The following is a 15,809-nucleotide window of genomic DNA, read 5'->3' as shown; positions in this document are numbered from 1 at the left end:
AGACACCGAGCTCGATGAGCTTGAGAAGATCTTCTGCGTAAAGAAGACAGATGCCCTTCGGATGTACTGGTATAGACACCAGGCGTCTGCCGTCTGCTAAGTCAGTTTTGATGATGTTCATTTGATTCCAAGATTAAAGCGGGCAAGCATCGAGCCTACCCGCCTTGGTTTCTCCTTTGATCCTTAAGTCACCTTCGCTTTGCTATATTGCCTCCGTTGGAGTTCGCTAGAGCGACGGGATCGGCTGCCACAGTCCGGGTGACATTTGGCTTGTGAGCGTTCTGTTGTGCCCAGTTATCTGCCGGAGGCTTCCTTCCTCCGGTCTGAGCATTTGCGATAGCTAGGGCTTCAGCGATGGCGACCGTCTTGGGTCCCTTGATTGGGCTGTAGTTATTTTTGGGCTTACTTGCCATAGAAATCTTCCTTCTCTTTCTGGGCTAGCTTATGGAGCTGCGATTGAAATTTCGGTGACCAATACTGACGGGGATCGTTGCGCCTTATGGTCTCTGCCAATTGCCAACTAGACCGCTCATGGTTCGCTACCAGCTCTTGGCTTTTGGGTTCATGGAAGAGTGAATCGTCGTTCTGTTCGTTCATTAGTTTAGTCCTTTCGCTGAGGTGCTCAGCTTGCTTTGGTCATGTGATGGGAGAGAGCAGCAGATTCAGCGAGCGGGAGCTCAGTAAAACTGCCGAGGTTCAGAGCCTCGCCGTCGAAGTGTACGGTCCAGTGCCAATAGGGCGGTAGGCATCGAGCCTGGTAGCCGTTGGGCAGGTCCTTGACCTTATTGGCTCCATCAGCCTGTCCAGAAACCGGAGTACCAGCTCGGTCTTCTTCGTCCTTCAGCTTCTCGATGTTCTGGCGAGTGACAACATCGCCTCTCCCGTAGGTGATCAGGCCGTCATGGTCGGAGAGCTGGATCATATCGGGCTGGAGCTCCCTCTTTTGATCCGCTTCGGATTGCAGAAAGAAGGTTTCCTTAGTTCGGTCGACTAGTGGTTTGGGTTTGGCCATAATGGTCCTTTGGTTAGCCAATCAGATTGGCGTGTGATGGCCAACAGCGCAGAGCATCTGCTTGCGATTGGCCTTGGTTGGCTGCCCTTTTGGCAGGAGGTCGGGGATAGGAGCGAAGGGATGGCTGATCCGTAAGGATGACCTACGGTCAACGGAGTCCCTGGAGGCCTTAGAGGCGGTCTGATGCGTTTATGTCGGGAGGGCTGGCGAAGTAGCCTGAACGTTGAGAGATCGCTCAGACCAGTTCAAAATGGCTTTGAGAGGCATCTTGGAAACGGTCTGGCAATCTGCTCAACAGTCGCTGGGCATCGTTTGGTGGGCAGCCCTTCTCACGCATGCATCGAGCCAAAATGTCCTTCGTGGAACGGACAAAGGAGACGGGACGCCAATCTATGCGACCATGTTTGTAGCGGCTCCGCTGCAGGACCCATTGCACGCCATCGCTGGCAAGCGCCCAGTTGCCGGAGAGGGCAAATTGTTTGTCGGTCAAATTTTGAAAATGTGTAGTTCGCCGCAGGCGGCGTTGGACTGTCCCTCGACAGCCGTGGGAAGGCCGAAAACTGCTGGCATGATAGGGATGGGGAGGGGGTTGGATACGGGATCGAAGATCACCGTGAAAATGAAGGGAAAACCCTAGTTCTCAAGTATATTATACATGCAACGGGGGGTTGCGTCAAGACTCTTCGATGCTTAGGGCTCGATCAGCTTCTCAAGGTACAGGCCCCAAGCGTCAAGGGCTTTCTTTCTCTCTTCGAGATATTCGTATCGCTGGTAGATGCCCTGGAGTCCTCCCTGTTCTCCAGACAGGTGATTGAGAATTCTCTCGATGATCGCTGGCAGGATACCTAGCCGTGCCATCCCTGAGGCTGCGGTGCGACGAAGATCATGGATACGCCATGGCTGTGTCTCTTCTGGCATCTTGAGGTCAAGCTTTGCCTTGGCTTTGCTGAAGCCAGAGACGGAGGTTTCTCCGGTCGTGGTGAAGACAAGACCATCGCTTTTCTCAATGGTCTTCAGGATCGATAAGACTGGGGAAGACAGATGAACGATGTGAGCTTTTCCGTTCTTCGTCCTGGCTGAAGGTATCGTCCAAAGGGCGTTATCGATATCAATCTCTGACCACGCCATGCCTGAGACTTCGTCACGACGCTGCGCTGTTAGCAGTAGCATCTGGTAGATGGGTCCGAATGGGTACCCCATGGATTGAGACGAAGACCACAGGGCTTTGATTTCTTGGTCGGTAAGGATGCGATCACGACGCACAGGAGACGGGCACACAAGCCCATCCATTGGAGATTTAGCGATCAGGTCTCTTTGGACGCAGAAGCCGAAGAAAGCTCTCAGTGAGGCATGCAGGGCCCTGGCTGCTCCAGGAAGGTTATCGTCAAGCTTGGCGTCAATGAGCTTGCGGATGTCGGCTCTGGTTACGTCCTGGAGCTTCGATGAGCCAAGGTCTGGGACAGCGGAGTTATCGAAGATCGCCTTCGTCTCTCGCCAGTATTTGTCGTCCTCTGTCGGCTTGCCAGACAGGTATTGATCAATGGCTTCAGAGACCGTTGGTGCGGCGAGAGCTTGACGCTGTAGTTGTAGCCTTTCGGCCTTCCTAGAGAGGACATCGATGCCATCAGAAACCTGGACACGGAGCTTCTCGGCTCTGGTTCTGGCGGCGGGGACTTTCATTGAGGGAAGGGAACCGAAGACGATGCGGCGAGGTCTGCCCCCTCGGCCGCCTTCCCAGTGCTGATGTAGCCAAGAGACCTTCCCAGACGGGAAGACATGACATCCGAAGCCTTGGAGCTCGGTATCCCAGAGGTAGAGGGCTTTGTCCTGCCGCTGTGCCTGAAGGCAGAAGGCTTTGACCAGCCGAAGTGTGATCTTCCCTGTAGCCATGGACGCTCCCATTTCCTGTATTGACAGAGTATAGACCTCCATGGGAAGGGTCAAGGATATGGCGAAGTATAGAAGCAAGTTTATGGTAGAAATGATGGCGATATCTATAAGCTAAGAAAAGATAATTCAAAGTATTTATCGAGAAATATCGTCTAATAAATCAACAACTTAAGAACATAAGGCGAATTCAACAGCTAATCGTAACGTAACTAGTGCGACCTTAAGCCAAGCGAGACTACCATTTTGGGCTTGATTGACGCCGAAATTGGCAAGAAAGACAGGAAGCGCGTCTATGAATACTGATGTTTGGTAAGATTTTGGGAGCAATGGTTGATGATAGGAAGAAACGCTAAGGTTTTTCTTTGATTTCGTTGGCGATTTTGTGCCTTCCTGTGCAAGTATTCAGCGCTAGAAACGGTAGGGATGGAGATCAGCGCCTGTCTGTGGAACAGGAGGTCGGTGGTTCGAGCCCACCCAACTGTACCAGCGCCTCAGTCTTATTAGCGTTGAGCGCGTTTTGTGCGCCCCACTGGGCAGCGAACTAGGTAGCTCTCTGTTCTCGTTGAGGAACGTGTGCGCAACCCGGACGGGAACACCGGGGCATCTTGCTAAACCCAAACCTCGGCGGGCCGGTAGGTCAGAGGTTCGCGCGGTGGTTTCATAGACGCTTCCGTCGTACATAATGCCTGTCTCGAACGGGATCGCGTTCTATGGACGAAGCGCATCCAGGCAGGGTCGGACGCAGGCTCGCAGCCATAGTCGCGGCTGACGTGGCGGGCTACTCGCGGCTAATGCACAAAGATGAAGAGGCTACGCATGCCAAGCTGACGGCGCTCCTCGCGGGCGCTGTCGCCCCGGCAATCGCCGAGCACGGTGGCCGGATTGTCAAGAACACCGGGGACGGGTTCTTGGCGGAGTTTCCGAGCGCAGTCGAAGCCGTTCGGGCTGCTATGCAGTTTCAGACCCGCATCAACGACCTTACAATCGGCGATGCGGAAGACGAGCGCATTGCTTTCCGCGTGGGCATCAATATCGGCGACATAATTGTCGAGCCTCATGATATTTTTGGAGACGGTGTCAACATCGCGGCGCGGCTTGAAGGCATTGCGGAACCCGGCAGCATCTGCATTTCGTCTTCTGCCTACGACTATGTCCGTGGCAAGGTCGGCGTTGAGTTCGCCGACCTGGGTGAGCAGAACCTCAAAAACATCGCCCTTCCCGTGCGGGCTTATGCAGTGGTTCGGGGTAGCTCCAGCGCGGCCACACCGAGGCTAAGCCCGCTCTCAGCTCCTCGTCTTTCCATCGTTGTGCTGCCCTTTGCCAATCTTAGCGGTGATCCGACACAGGACTACTTCGTTGATGGTGTGACGGAGAGCCTCACCACGGACTTGTCGCGCATCAATGGAGCGTTCGTGATTGCGCGCAACACCGCTTTCACGTTCAAGGGCAAACCCGTTGACGTAAAGAAGCTGGGACGTGAGTTAAACGTCCGCTATGTGCTCGAAGGCTCGGTGCAACGTGGCGGCAGCCGCCTGCGGGTGAATGTGCAATTGGTCGACGCCGAAACCGGCAACCACCTCTGGGCCGAGCGCTTTGACAAGCCCGTTGCCGACCTTTTTGACATGCAGGACGAAATCGTTTCGAGGCTAGCCAACTCACTAAATGCCGAACTCATTACCGCCGAGGCGCGCCGAGCCGAACGTTCATTGCATCCCGACGCGATGGACCTGGTGTTCCAGGGTAGAAATTGGTTCAACAAGGGGCTGGCTCCTGATCACTTGGCACAAGCGCGCAGTTTTTTCGAGAAGGCCATCGCGCTCGATCCCGGAAATATCGAGGCAATGGTCGGTTTAGCGGCGGTCGACGTGTTGATTGCAGTTAACTTTATGACCGACGATTGGTCAGCGCGGCTTGCGGTGGCAGAGACGACAGTATCCAAAGCGCTATCCCTCGCGCCGAACCACGCTTCCGCCCACGCAATTCGGGGCGTCGTGCAAATGTATACGAAGCGCGCGTCACGGGGCATCGCTGAGTGCGAGCAGGCGTTGGCGCTGGATCGCAATTTGGCCGCCGCTCATGCCTCAATCGGCATAGCCAAGTTCCTTCTCGGTCGAGGCGCAGAAACCGAAGCTCACATCAACGAGGCAATCCGCCTCTCACCTCGGGACATCTTGGTCAACCAGTGGTTTGGTATTGCTGGCGTTGCCAAGATACACCTCAATGCCGATGCCGAAGCAGTAGTCTGGCTGCGTCGGAGCCTCGACGGAAACCGGAATAATCCTGTTGTGCATTTCTGTCTCGCGGCCACGCTCGCGCTGCTCGGGGAGCTGGAGGAAGCGCGGGCCGCAGTGCGAGCGGGACTTGCGCTCGATCCGAGCTTCGCCATTCGCCGCTTTCGTGATGCCACCACTGCACGGAGCGATAATTCGACGTTCCGTGCCGGGTGCGGACGCATCATTAAGGGCATGCGGTTGGCCGGGGTGCCCGAGCTGACCTTAGTCGGTTCGGTGACCAAGGGCATCCTTAGTTGACGGGATGGGCCACCGAGCCCAGACTGCTCACGACAGGTTGGGCATTGGGGCACGCATGTCAGACCCTATGGCAGTCAGCCGACGCCTCGTCGCAGTCTTCGCAGCAGATGTGGAGGGCTACAGCCGCCTCATGGGCGTTGACGAGGTCGGCACGCTCAAAGGGCTGACCGAACGGCGGGCAATCCTAGACCGGTTCATTGGGAGCCAGGGGGGCCGCATAGCGAACACGGCAGGCGACAGTGTCCTTGCGGAGTTCGGAAGCGCTGTGGACGCCGTGCACTGCGCGGTAGAGGTGCAAACCGCTTTGGCCGAAGCGAACGCCGGTCTCGCACCTGATCGCTGCATACGTTTCCGCATCGGTATCCACATCGGTGACGTAATGATACGCGCTGGGGACCTCTTCGGTGACGGTGTGAACATTGCCGCGCGGCTACAGTCGATTGCGAAACCGGGAGGCGTGTGTATCTCCAGCGTAACATACGATCAGGTGCGCAAGGTCTTGCCGATGACCTTCGTGGACGTTGGTGTTCAGCAGGTCAAAAACATCCAAGAGCCAATCAGGGCCTATCAGGTGGGGGCACCAAGTGAAACGCGAGAGGCTGCTCCTGCGCGAGTTGCTGAGAGCGAGAGCCCGCCTCCGTTGCCCGACAAGCCTTCCATCGCGGTCCTGCCGTTCGAGAACATGAGCGGCGACCCCGAACAGGAATACTTCGCGGATGGGATGGTTGAGGAAATCATTACGGCGCTTTCGCGGTTCAAGTGGCTGTTCGTGATCGCTCGCAATTCAAGCTTTACGTTTAAAGGCAAAGCCGCCGATATAAAGGAGGTCGGACGCAGGCTTGGCGTGCGCTACGTCCTTGAGGGCTCTGTGCGTAAGGCGTCGGCGCGAGTTCGCATCACGGGTCAGTTGATTGATGCGATTACAGGCGCGCACCTCTGGGCGGACAGGTTCGAGCGTGACGTTACAGACGTTTTCGCTCTGCAGGACGAAGTTACTCTCGCCGTTGTCTCGGCCATTCAGCCAAAATTGCTTCAAACGGAAATGGCAATGGCGGCGCGGCGGCGACCGGAGAACCTCACCGCCTATGACTATTATCTGCGGGCTCTGCAGCAGTTCTCCTTATCTACACCCGAAGCTTTGACCGAGGCGCTAAGGCTTGCTCATCGCGCCTTGGAGCTGGACCCTCGGTTCGGGTTGGTCGCGGCGCTGGCAGCGGGTTGTCACCATCTCAACATCCAACTCGGCTATGCCGTCGATCCTCAATTCGAGCGTAAGGAAGCAGTTCGGCTTTTTCGCCTAGCATTGAGCGTCGACGATAGTGATCCGGACATCTTGGCATGGGCTGCCATAGTCTCGGCGTTCACAGTCGGCGATAGTGAGAGTGAGATCGAGATGGCCGACCGGGCGGTCGCGCTCAACCCCAATTCATTTCACGCATGGAACTGCAGAGGCCATGTCTATAGAGTTGCGGGGCTGCTGGAGGAGGCGGTCCCGAGCTTTGAGCGCGCCGTGCGCGTAAGCCCGGTAGACCCGTGGCTACAATATTCGTTTGCTGGGATGGGGTATGCCTCTATTGAGCTTCGCCATTTTGACGAGGCCATCGCCGCAGCGAAAAAAGCCCTGCGTCTGAACCGCTCTCATTCGGGAGCTTACTGCGTTCTCGCGTCCGCCTTCGCCCATCTTGGACGTGACGGTGAGGCGCGTGAAGCGGTGGCGCGTCTGCTTGAGCTCAATCCCGCCTTTACAATATCTTCGTGGATCGCTCGCGGCGGGCGATCAAACGCGAAGTTGATGACCGAGGGCCTTCGGAAAGCGGGGTTGCCCGAATGAGCCCGGTGTCCCGGAATTACGGTGCGGAATTACGGTGACAGTGCACAAATTGCCCAATGGCAGAAAGCCGCTTGGGCGACCGTTCATCGCGCGGCTGGTACGACTGCCCATGCGCCCGCTTCGGCCGAGCAGGCGATAGCCGAGCTGCGGCAAGCGCGAAAGAACCAGCGTTCGATTAAGTGCACTGTCACCGCAATTGCCGTAATTGACCGCAATTGGGACGGCCTTCGGAAAGCGCGGTTGCCCGAATTGAACCCGGTACACCACCTCGTTCTCAGTGGCAAACACGCGGCCGTCTAAACTTCCGCGGCAGCCGCGCCAGACAGCGGCTCCCTTAACCGCGCGTTTACCATAAGTGCATCATCCTGCTCCCCTTACATTATTCGCGGTGGGGCTGATTTGGATGGCGCAGCGCGGTTTCAGCAGATCAATACCGGATGGAGAGACTGTCCTTGGGTTTGCAAGGTCCTCCTCGCCTAACACGGGTGCTCGGGCTCTCGGGCTTGTCTATCAGGCAGCGGATTTATTCCGCAGCATGGAGGAGAGTGTTCGCGAGACGGAGGCTCGCGCTGAGGCCGCCGAGCGGGCGCAACGCGAACTCATAGCCACCACAGAGCGCAAGCTGAGAGACGCCTCCATGGCTCTTGAGGAAGCCCAGAAGCGTATCGAAGCTCAGCAAGATCAGTTGACGGCAATCGAGTTTCGCGCACAGGCGGCCGAGGCTGATGCCCGCGAAGCAAAGCAGACACTGGCGCTGGTCGAGGAAGCCATTCGCAGACGGCTACTCTTCACAAGCAGCGAAACGGACAGCAGGTTGACGGCAGTCGCCTAACCTGTTTGGCGCGCCCGGACAGCCTTGCCAGCAGGAACGCCCGGTGGGCGATATCGGACGACGAGGCGGAAGTGCACTGCAGCACTTTGCCCGTCAATCAACTCGCTCAGGATTTCGCGCTCATTTGATTGATGCCAGCTTGGCCCGACATCACGGGACGATCCCGGGAAGGTGAAGCGCCAGCTTCTGTCGCCATGCGCATTCGATCCCCACGTCAGGTACGAGCAGCGACCCGGTGGATGGGCCGACAGCTCGGTGAATGTGCATGGAGATCCTGTTCGACCTCATCCTCGATGATCTGGCCGGCTTCATCTTCGAAATTCTCTTTGAACTCGTAATCCGGCTGGCCGAAGCTCTCTTTCACCTCTTCGGCTGGCTGCTGGAGCGCTTTCGGCGCTGGCTGGATTTGCAGCCCAATATTGATCCCTCGCAGTTGTCGATGCTGCACAGGTTCGGCCGGCTGTCGCTCGGTGTGGCCTTGAGCCTCTGCATCCTGGCGCCGCTGCTCTGGCTGATCTGGCGCTGACTTGAGGATGGATCTCTGGCGCGAGTTCAATGCGGCGGAAAACCCTCCACGCGGATCATGCTCTAGTGAGGCGGATGCATCAGGAAGTACCCCCACACCGAGAACGTCATCAGCAATAGCAGCAGCCCGGCAATCATGCATGCTGAAGCCAGACTGCTGAATCTCAAGGAGAGCTGCTTCGAAACTTTTGCACTCGCCGCATGGAGACCAGCACTCCGGCTTTCGATAACCATCAATCCAACGGAGAACGCAACAAGAAAAAAGCCCACAAACATCATCTGAGCCAGGTGCTGATCCAGGTGCTGGAACACAGTCAGGTATGACGTTATGGAGGCCGCGGCGCCCAATGCCCATAGCCAAGAGAACATCCACATAAGGAGAGCCATCAACTGCTGCCCCTGCGTCGGGGATAGCTCGGCCAGCATGGGCCAGTTCTGTATGAAATGATCGTGTAAGAGCATTTGCATGGTCCGCATCCTGCTGTGAGGTTCGGCGCAGCATATGATCCGGCGACCTTGACGGCCGTGACATATCTCACACTGAGTGTGCGCCTTTTGATTTTTTGCTCGGTCCGCTATTGCAGATGCGCGACGAGTAGCACGACCACCGGCAACGTCACCGCCGCCAGCAGCGTTCCCAGAGCAACGGCGCCCGACACCGGGTTCACCAGCCGCTGATACTGAACCGCAAAGATGTAGGCATTCGCGCCGGTCGGCATCGCCGCGAACAGCACGACCACGCCGGCCGCCAGCGGCGGCAGGCCCAACAGTTTTGCCAGCAGGAAGGCGGCCGCCGGCATCGCCAGCAGCTTGAGCGCGCACATCACGACGATGCCGAGCTTCTCGCCCTTGATCTCGAAGCGGAACAGGTTGATGCCGAGCGCGATCAGCGCCGCCGGGGATCCCGCCTGCGCGAGCAGCTCGATCGTCTTGTCGACGACCGGATGCAGGCCGAAGCCGGTGAGGCGCCAGATAAGGCCAAAACCGATCGCCAGCATGATCGGGTTGCGCGCAAGATCCAGAATCACCGGCAGGATGATCGATAGCGCCGAGCCCTTCTGCTTGCGGTCGACCAGCTCCATCTGAAGCGTGCCGCAGAGCCAGAGCAGCGGCGTGTTCACCGACAGGATGAGCGCCATCGGCCCCGCGGCCTCGTTGCCCAGCGCCGAGAGTGTGAGCGGAATGCCGAGCATGACGATGTTGCCATAGACCGAGCCGATCGCGAGCACGACGCCGTCCTCGCGGTCCTCGCGCCGCTCGCGCAGCAGGGCCGATAGCGCCAGCGCCGCGAGCCAGGTGATTGCCAGCGCCCCGTAATAGGCGCCCCACATCCTGAAGGCGCTCAGATGCGGGAATTCCGAGACGACGATGGTGCGGAAGAGCAGCGCGGGGATGGCGATGCTGAAGGCGAATTCGGAGATGCCTTTGTGTGCGCTCTCGGAGACGAAGCGAAACAGCACCGCCACATAGCCGGCCGCGATCAGGGCAAACACCGGCGCGACGATCAACACGATAGCCATGCGGTCCTCGCCTCGAGGGGATATCCGCTGACCACCCCACACCCGTCGATGATGGCATAATGCCGGTGATTTGCCCGACGTGTCAAATGAATTTCGTAAAATCCGTAAGAGTCCGCGCGGATCGCGCCGGCTACTTTGCATGGGGTTGTTTTCGAGATTTTTGTTGGAGGCGGGCGGCGCTCCCTCTCCCGCTTGCGGGAGAGGGCCGGGGAGAGCGTGTCTCCGCAACGGGACACTTGGAAAGAGCCCCACCGGGCGCTCCGCCATAGCCAAGGCATCGCCTTGGCGTCTTCTGTTGCAGGGAGCGCACAGCTCGCGGTTTTCGCCTCGCGGCTCGGTTGCCAACGCGGAAGCGTTCACCCACTATTCCCTTCGACTCGGAAAGATTGGGGGGATCATGCCGGCGTTTCATTTCGAGAAGTTCCTGGCTGCCGCGATCTCTGCGATCGCGCTGGCTTTCACCGTCCAGCCCGCCACCAGCCAGGCCTATACGCCGGAGCAGCAGCAGGCCTGCACACCCGATGCGATGCGGTTGTGCGGCGAGTTCGTGCCCAACGTCGATGCCATCACCGCCTGCATGATCCAGAAAAAGTCGCAGCTCTCGCCGCAGTGCGCGGTATTCTTCCGCCAGGGACCGGAACCCGACGCGGCAGCAGCCGGCCAGCCCGTCAACATCAAGCCGGTGGCAAGGAAGAAGATCTCGAGCAAGCCGGCCGCGAAGAAGACGACGGCGAGCAGCAAGTCCGGCAAGAAGAAGCCCAAGGCCGACGATACCTGAGGCGCCAACCGCGAGCCGCGTTTTCCACCTCTCCCATGGGGAGAGGTCGCGCCGAAGGCGCGGGTGAGGGGTTTCACTCTCTCGTGGGACCTCAATCCCTCACCCGATTTGCGCCGGACGATGCTGGGCATCGCCAGACGCAAATCGACTTCTCCCTATGGGAGGAGGGGAAGGAGTTCGCGGCGGGCTGAGTAAAAATGACTCAGTGATGATGTGTGATGTTGGCCGAAGGACTCCTTTTGTTCACGCGTCACTCGGCGAGCTCCATGCAGCAATTCCGCCTTCGCCCGGCCGAAAAGAGTCGGGAATCGATTTGCTCGGGCAGGTTGCGTGCCGCCGCTTCCCGAACGATTGCTTGAAAAACGCAGGATTTGCCGTGGCGAACGGCCATTCATGGCAATTCATGTCCACGACGTCGCGTGCAGTGTGACTCAAAAGCCAACACGCCCTTTATTTCGTGGCGGTGACGCAACTCCCGGTAAATTTTTCTTTCACGAATCAGCGCGCTGATTCATTTTCGCGACCTGGGGTCAATCTGGAGGCCAAGGGTATGAACGTTATTGTTTTTGCATCGCGTAAAGGCGGCTCGGGCAAGAGTACCCTTGCTGCACATCTCGCCGCGCAGATCAAGGCGAGCAAACAGGTTCTGCTGGTAGACGCGGATCCGCAGGGCTCGCTCACGCTGTGGCACAAGCTGCGTGGCACCAACGAGCCGCCGATCAAGGCCGCCGTCAACTCGGTCAGCGGCATCGTCTCCGCTGCCAAGCGCGACGGCTATGAATGGGTGTTGATCGACACGCCGCCGAACCTTTCGGCCGTGGTCGACGACGCGATCAAGAACGCAACCATGGTGGTCATTCCGGCACGGCCTGGCGTGTTCGACGTCAACGCGGTGCAGGAAACCATCCAGATGTGCCGCGCCGCGCGCAAGCCCTACGCAGTCGTGCTCAACGGCGCACCCGCCCGCCGCGACGAAGCCGAAAGCCCGATCGTCACCATCGCCCGCGAGGCGCTCGCAAAATTCCGCGCCCCGGTCTGGGGCGGCCAGATCACCAACCGCTCGGATCTGTTGATGGCGCTGAGCCACGGCGAGGGCGCGCGGGAATATCAGGCGGAGAGCCGCGCCGCGCAGGAGATCGCAAGGCTGTGGGCCGCGATCGAGCGTTCAGTCAAGGCAATCCGTGGCACGGCGTCGGCATCCGGCGCAATGCACAAGCAGGCCGCGTAGTTTTTATTGTTCATTTTTCCTGGGCAACGAAAAACGCGCGGTTGGCCCGCGCGTTTTGCGTTTTCGGTCTTCCGTTGTCATTCCGGGGCGCCCGAAGGGCGAACCCGGAATCTCGAGATCAAGCACTACGCCACCATCAGCATGTAGAACACGATCACCGGTGACAGCGTGAGGATCACCGACCAGATGCCGGCGGCCCAGAGGATGTCCTCGGTGGTAAAGCCCTGCTGCTCGGCGGCCGGATAACCAGGCGCCATATCATTTCGAGTATTCACTAAACGCCCCCCGCGAGTTCTTCGCTTGCGGGCGCGAGTGATACTAGAAACGTTTTAACATCCGCCTCGCTGGCTCCCGCACAATTGGAACACGGACGCTACCGCGGATTAACTATTTCGCGTCAGCCCGCGAGCCAGACGCGAAACAGCAGCACCGGCATCAGGCCGAGCATCACGGCCCAGAAGCCGAACGACGAGATCACCAGAAGTCCTTGCAAGAGATCGGCGGGCGCGAAGTCTTCCGCGGCCGTCGGCCGGGTACGATGTCCCATGGTTTCCCCCTATGGATTGGTCCTTGAGAGAAACGATAGGGCGCGATGCGTAAACGGGCCGTGGATGCGCCATGCGGCGCCTGCGAAGGCCGTTGAAGCGAGATTAACCACGGGCACGCTTCCTCCCCTGTCCCCTTGCGGGCGAGGGTGCCGGTGTCTGGATTTGCGGTGAGGTTCGAAAACAAAAACGCCGGCTTGGCGCCGGCGTTTTGCTTCTCTCTATGTCCCGTCCGGTCAGTCGAACAGGGCGTCGATGTCGTCCTGCGAGGCGTGGCCGACGTCGCCGGCGAGCTTCGGGCCATTGAGGAGCTTGGCGTCTTCATCGCGGGTGTCGATGATCGGCGGCGCGTGGGCCTTGATCGCGTCGACGCCGCCCCAGATCTCCATCATCGCATTGATGTGCTGCTCGATGAACTTCATCGTGCCCATCACCTTGCTGATGCGCTGACCGGTCAGGTCCTGGAAGTTGCAGGCCTCGAAGATCGAGATGACGCGTTCCTGGATGTCGTCGGCAAGCCGCTTCTGCTGGTCGACCGAGTCCACCTTGGAGAGCGCGCTCGCGGCCTGGTCGATCGACTCGGCCGCTTCGAGGATCTGCTGGGTCGCCTGCTCGGTGCCGCCGACCACCGCGCCGAGCTCGCCATTGACCTTGGCCATCTCCTCGCCGTTGAAGCTCTTGCCGTGCAGCACAGCGATCTCGCGCTTGGTTCGGCTGATGGCATCGTGGATGAGGTCGAGCTCGACCTTCAGCTTCTCGCACTGTTCGATCTGGGCGCGGTAGGTCTCCAGCATCGCGCGTGCGTCGGCGACTTCCTGGGCCATGACGGTTTCGCTCGGCGGGAGCGAGGCGTGCCCGGCGTGGCTGTTGCGCGCCATCTGCGCGCGGATCGCGCGCAGCTCGGCCATGATCTCGCTGTGCATCGGAGCAGCCTCGTCGATCATCTCTGGACTGGGCATCTCGCCGACGATTGCTTCCTCGACGCGAAAACGTTTGCGGTGAACAGCCATATTGGAACTCCCCCCACCTCACTCACGCGGTCTTTGTAGACAGAAGGGATTTAACACGACGTTCACGGCGGGAACTGCTTTGCGATTGCTCGCAATTCGCGCGCACACCAGCGATTAACCATGCGTATCAGCCGTTCACCGAAAATAAACGCTAGCGGGCAAAAGGGGCTGATGTTCGCGACGTGGTGAATCAAAACACGGTTTCCGTTTACCAAACCAAACGGCTTTTGATTTTAAGTGGGCCGCATCGCGAAGGGCCAGTCTGAGCCTGCCGCGATGAACGCACCAGACGAAACAGTACAGAGTACGTCGATGTTCAAGAAAATGTCTGTCGCGCTGCTCGGCAGCGCATGCACCTTTGTTGCCGGGATCGACCGCGCCGCCGCCTTCGACAACACCGTGCCATCCGATCCGCCCGCCGTGCTCTATGCGCCGCAGGTTCCGCCGCAGCCGGTGCGCGTCGCCTCCAATGCCAACATGGGCGGCGGCTTCATCGAATTCCTGTTCGGCGGCGAGGAGCGGGGCCAGCGCTACTATCCGCAGCAGCAGCCGACGTATCAGCAGCAGCCGGCCTATTACGACCAGCGCCAGTTGCCGCCGATGGGCGAGCCGCAGATGCAGGGCGCAGTGCCGCAGGCGGAAGCCGTCGATCCGCGCTCGCGTCAGTTCGATCCGAAGTTCGAAAAACAGCTTGTCGCCTACGAGGGCAGGGAAGGCGCCGGCACCATCGTCGTCGATACGCCCAACAAGTTCCTCTATCTGGTCGAAGGCAACGGCAAGGCGCTGCGCTACGGCATCGGCGTCGGCCGCCCAGGCTTCACCTGGTCGGGCGTAAAGGCGATCACGGCCAAGCGCGAATGGCCGGCCTGGACGCCGCCAGCGGAAATGATCGCACGCCGTCCCGACCTGCCGCGGCACATGGAGGGCGGTCCAGAAAATCCGCTCGGCGCGCGCGCGATGTATCTGGGTTCGTCGCTCTACCGCATCCACGGCTCCAACGAGCCCTGGACCATCGGCACCAACGTTTCCTCCGGCTGCATCCGCATGCGCAACGAGGATGTCATCGACCTCTATGGCCGCGTCAATGTCGGCACCAGGGTCGTGGTGATGTGATCGCCGCGAGAGCCGCGAAACGAAAACGGCCGCCGAAAGGCGGCCGTTTTGCATTTGATGGTGACGTTGCTTAGGCGTAATCGCTACCGCCGTCGTCATCGCCGCCCAAATCGCTGTCGTCGGCCATGTCGGTGTTGTCGTCGTCGTAGTCCTGCTGATCGTCGTTCTGATCGTTCGACGCCTGGTCGAAGAGGCCCTGGTGGGAATCATCGCGGCCGCGGTTGGAGCCGACGTCGTTGACGCCGGCATCGCGCGCGAGCGAGCCGCCGGACTGGTCGCTGCTGCCGCCCCACGGGCTGCCGCCGCCACCGCGCTCCTCGATGATCGTGGTGTCGCCAAAAGCCTGATGCGATCCGCCCATCCCGCCCATCATGTTGCGGATGCCGGAGAGCAGCATCGAGCCGCCGACGACGCCGGCCGCGGCAGCTGCCGCGGTGCCAAGGAAGGAACCGCCGCCACCGCCACCACCGAAGGGCGGCGCGCCGTAACCCTGCTGCTGCCCGTAAGGCGGCTGGCCGTAGCCGGGCGGCTGGGCCTGTTGCATCGCCTGGCCGGAGTTCCAGACCGGTCGCTGCTCGCGTTGCGGCACGTTCGGAACCGAGCCGCGCGATTGGCCACCGCCGAACAGGGTGTCGCGCATGGAATCCAGGAAGCCGCCGGACTGCGCCTGCTCAGGCGCATGTGCGGCCTCCAGCTCCTGGATGCGGGCGTTGGCGCGCTTCAGCGCCTCGTCCTGGAGCAGAACGGTCTGCACCAGCGCATACATGGCGTTGGGCGCCTTGTTCAGGCCGTCATTGATCGCGGCGATCGCATTCGGATCGCGCGGTGCATTTTCAAGCTTGGAAAGCCGGTCGAAAAGCTCGTCGACGAGCTGGCGTTCTTGCGGCGTCATGATCGATCTCCCTTGCGCGAACCAAGCGCGCCGAAGATGTAGGGTTCCATTGTGGCGCCAACAGTAGGTCGCGGATTAAATTTCGGTATGCGACAAGCTGCC

Annotated in this window: 16 protein-coding genes; 8 read left to right on the top strand and 8 right to left on the bottom strand. The window is 59.5% G+C overall.

The genetic code is table 11. The features are described from left to right. Positions 1 to 622: 622 nt before the first annotated feature. Entirely contained in the window at positions 623 to 1,012 is a 390-nt protein-coding gene (locus SO140_RS40740) for a hypothetical protein (protein WP_498543917.1), read from the bottom strand. 268 nt (positions 1,013 to 1,280) lie between these two features. On the opposite strand from SO140_RS40740, the gene SO140_RS40735 reads away from it, so the two are divergent. Continuing rightward, positions 1,281 to 1,649, top strand: coding sequence for a hypothetical protein (locus SO140_RS40735; RefSeq protein ID WP_498543916.1), 369 nt, complete (start codon positions 1,281 to 1,283; stop codon positions 1,647 to 1,649). 53 nt (positions 1,650 to 1,702) lie between these two features. Here the strand turns inward: SO140_RS40735 and SO140_RS40730 are convergent, their stop codons facing one another. After that, a complete protein-coding gene (locus SO140_RS40730) occupies positions 1,703 to 2,902 on the bottom strand; it encodes a tyrosine-type recombinase/integrase (protein WP_498543915.1) in 1,200 nt (399 codons plus the stop codon). 710 nt (positions 2,903 to 3,612) lie between these two features. Here SO140_RS40730 and SO140_RS40725 point away from each other — a divergent pair. The 4 genes from SO140_RS40725 (at position 3,613) to SO140_RS40710 (ending at position 8,622) form a co-directional block, all read left to right on the top strand. Next, positions 3,613 to 5,433: an adenylate/guanylate cyclase domain-containing protein gene (locus SO140_RS40725; RefSeq protein ID WP_449376826.1), complete on the top strand. Its 1,821-nt coding sequence runs from the start codon at positions 3,613 to 3,615 to the stop codon at positions 5,431 to 5,433. Between the two features lie 55 nt (positions 5,434 to 5,488). Beyond that, positions 5,489 to 7,264, top strand: a complete 1,776-nt coding sequence (locus SO140_RS40720; RefSeq protein WP_449376825.1) for an adenylate/guanylate cyclase domain-containing protein — start codon at positions 5,489 to 5,491, stop codon at positions 7,262 to 7,264. Between the two features lie 535 nt (positions 7,265 to 7,799). Continuing rightward, positions 7,800 to 8,096: a hypothetical protein gene (locus SO140_RS40715; RefSeq protein ID WP_449376824.1), complete on the top strand. Its 297-nt coding sequence runs from the start codon at positions 7,800 to 7,802 to the stop codon at positions 8,094 to 8,096. A 265-nt stretch (positions 8,097 to 8,361) separates the two neighbouring features. Then, positions 8,362 to 8,622, top strand: coding sequence for a hypothetical protein (locus SO140_RS40710; RefSeq protein WP_449376823.1), 261 nt, complete (start codon positions 8,362 to 8,364; stop codon positions 8,620 to 8,622). 62 nt (positions 8,623 to 8,684) lie between these two features. Here the strand turns inward: SO140_RS40710 and SO140_RS40705 are convergent, their stop codons facing one another. Both SO140_RS40705 and SO140_RS40700 read right to left on the bottom strand, forming a co-directional pair. Beyond that, a complete protein-coding gene (locus SO140_RS40705) occupies positions 8,685 to 9,089 on the bottom strand; it encodes a hypothetical protein (RefSeq protein ID WP_449376822.1) in 405 nt (134 codons plus the stop codon). A 107-nt stretch (positions 9,090 to 9,196) separates the two neighbouring features. Beyond that, positions 9,197 to 10,141, bottom strand: coding sequence for an AEC family transporter (locus tag SO140_RS40700; RefSeq protein ID WP_449376821.1), 945 nt, complete (start codon positions 10,139 to 10,141; stop codon positions 9,197 to 9,199). Positions 10,142 to 10,538: 397 nt separating this feature from the next. Here SO140_RS40700 and SO140_RS40695 point away from each other — a divergent pair, with 397 nt between their 5' ends. Continuing rightward, positions 10,539 to 10,919, top strand: a complete 381-nt coding sequence (locus SO140_RS40695; protein WP_449376820.1) for a hypothetical protein — start codon at positions 10,539 to 10,541, stop codon at positions 10,917 to 10,919. A gap of 550 nt (positions 10,920 to 11,469) precedes the next feature. Further along, a complete protein-coding gene (locus tag SO140_RS40690; protein WP_449376819.1) occupies positions 11,470 to 12,147 on the top strand; it encodes an AAA family ATPase in 678 nt (225 codons plus the stop codon). A gap of 125 nt (positions 12,148 to 12,272) precedes the next feature. Here the strand turns inward: SO140_RS40690 and SO140_RS40685 are convergent, their stop codons facing one another. The 3 genes from SO140_RS40685 to SO140_RS40675 all read right to left on the bottom strand — a co-directional run bounded on the left by SO140_RS40685 (position 12,273) and on the right by SO140_RS40675 (position 13,702). Further along, complete coding sequence (locus tag SO140_RS40685) at positions 12,273 to 12,404, bottom strand: hypothetical protein (protein ID WP_449376818.1); 132 nt, start codon at positions 12,402 to 12,404, stop codon at positions 12,273 to 12,275. A 140-nt stretch (positions 12,405 to 12,544) separates the two neighbouring features. Further along, a complete protein-coding gene (locus SO140_RS40680) occupies positions 12,545 to 12,694 on the bottom strand; it encodes a hypothetical protein (protein ID WP_449376817.1) in 150 nt (49 codons plus the stop codon). A 234-nt stretch (positions 12,695 to 12,928) separates the two neighbouring features. After that, positions 12,929 to 13,702 (bottom strand): protein phosphatase CheZ, encoded by a 774-nt coding sequence (locus SO140_RS40675; RefSeq protein ID WP_449376816.1) that lies wholly within the window; start codon positions 13,700 to 13,702, stop codon positions 12,929 to 12,931. A gap of 312 nt (positions 13,703 to 14,014) precedes the next feature. Between SO140_RS40675 and SO140_RS40670 the strand changes: the two genes are divergently transcribed. Further along, the gene (locus SO140_RS40670; RefSeq protein ID WP_449376815.1) at positions 14,015 to 14,815 is read left to right on the top strand and encodes a L,D-transpeptidase; all 801 of its coding nucleotides are present in this window, start codon (positions 14,015 to 14,017) and stop codon (positions 14,813 to 14,815) included. A gap of 70 nt (positions 14,816 to 14,885) precedes the next feature. Here SO140_RS40670 and SO140_RS40665 read toward each other — a convergent pair whose 3' ends face one another. Beyond that, on the bottom strand, positions 14,886 to 15,707 hold the full coding sequence (locus tag SO140_RS40665; RefSeq protein ID WP_498543914.1) for a DUF2076 domain-containing protein: 822 nt from the start codon (positions 15,705 to 15,707) through the stop codon (positions 14,886 to 14,888). Between the last annotated feature and the right edge of the window lie 102 nt (positions 15,708 to 15,809).

This window comes from Bradyrhizobium sp. UFLA05-108, from assembly GCF_059803455.1.
This window is presented reverse-complemented; position numbering and strand designations above follow the sequence as displayed.

What these genes read in the sequence shown, in the direction of transcription:
- SO140_RS40730 (WP_498543915.1), bottom strand. Translation starts at nt 2,902, where the DNA reads ATGGCTACAGGGAAGATCACACTTCGGCTGGTCAAAGCCTTCTGCCTT.
- SO140_RS40740 (WP_498543917.1), bottom strand. Translation starts at nt 1,012, where the DNA reads ATGGCCAAACCCAAACCACTAGTCGACCGAACTAAGGAAACCTTCTTT.
- SO140_RS40690 (WP_449376819.1), top strand. Translation starts at nt 11,470, where the DNA reads ATGAACGTTATTGTTTTTGCATCGCGTAAAGGCGGCTCGGGCAAGAGT.
- SO140_RS40670 (WP_449376815.1), top strand. Translation starts at nt 14,015, where the DNA reads ATGTTCAAGAAAATGTCTGTCGCGCTGCTCGGCAGCGCATGCACCTTT.
- SO140_RS40710 (WP_449376823.1), top strand. Translation starts at nt 8,362, where the DNA reads ATGGAGATCCTGTTCGACCTCATCCTCGATGATCTGGCCGGCTTCATC.
- SO140_RS40725 (WP_449376826.1), top strand. Translation starts at nt 3,613, where the DNA reads ATGGACGAAGCGCATCCAGGCAGGGTCGGACGCAGGCTCGCAGCCATA.
- SO140_RS40705 (WP_449376822.1), bottom strand. Translation starts at nt 9,089, where the DNA reads ATGCAAATGCTCTTACACGATCATTTCATACAGAACTGGCCCATGCTG.
- SO140_RS40685 (WP_449376818.1), bottom strand. Translation starts at nt 12,404, where the DNA reads ATGGCGCCTGGTTATCCGGCCGCCGAGCAGCAGGGCTTTACCACCGAG.
- SO140_RS40665 (WP_498543914.1), bottom strand. Translation starts at nt 15,707, where the DNA reads ATGACGCCGCAAGAACGCCAGCTCGTCGACGAGCTTTTCGACCGGCTT.
- SO140_RS40700 (WP_449376821.1), bottom strand. Translation starts at nt 10,141, where the DNA reads ATGGCTATCGTGTTGATCGTCGCGCCGGTGTTTGCCCTGATCGCGGCC.
- SO140_RS40720 (WP_449376825.1), top strand. Translation starts at nt 5,489, where the DNA reads ATGTCAGACCCTATGGCAGTCAGCCGACGCCTCGTCGCAGTCTTCGCA.
- SO140_RS40680 (WP_449376817.1), bottom strand. Translation starts at nt 12,694, where the DNA reads ATGGGACATCGTACCCGGCCGACGGCCGCGGAAGACTTCGCGCCCGCC.
- SO140_RS40715 (WP_449376824.1), top strand. Translation starts at nt 7,800, where the DNA reads ATGGAGGAGAGTGTTCGCGAGACGGAGGCTCGCGCTGAGGCCGCCGAG.
- SO140_RS40695 (WP_449376820.1), top strand. Translation starts at nt 10,539, where the DNA reads ATGCCGGCGTTTCATTTCGAGAAGTTCCTGGCTGCCGCGATCTCTGCG.
- SO140_RS40675 (WP_449376816.1), bottom strand. Translation starts at nt 13,702, where the DNA reads ATGGCTGTTCACCGCAAACGTTTTCGCGTCGAGGAAGCAATCGTCGGC.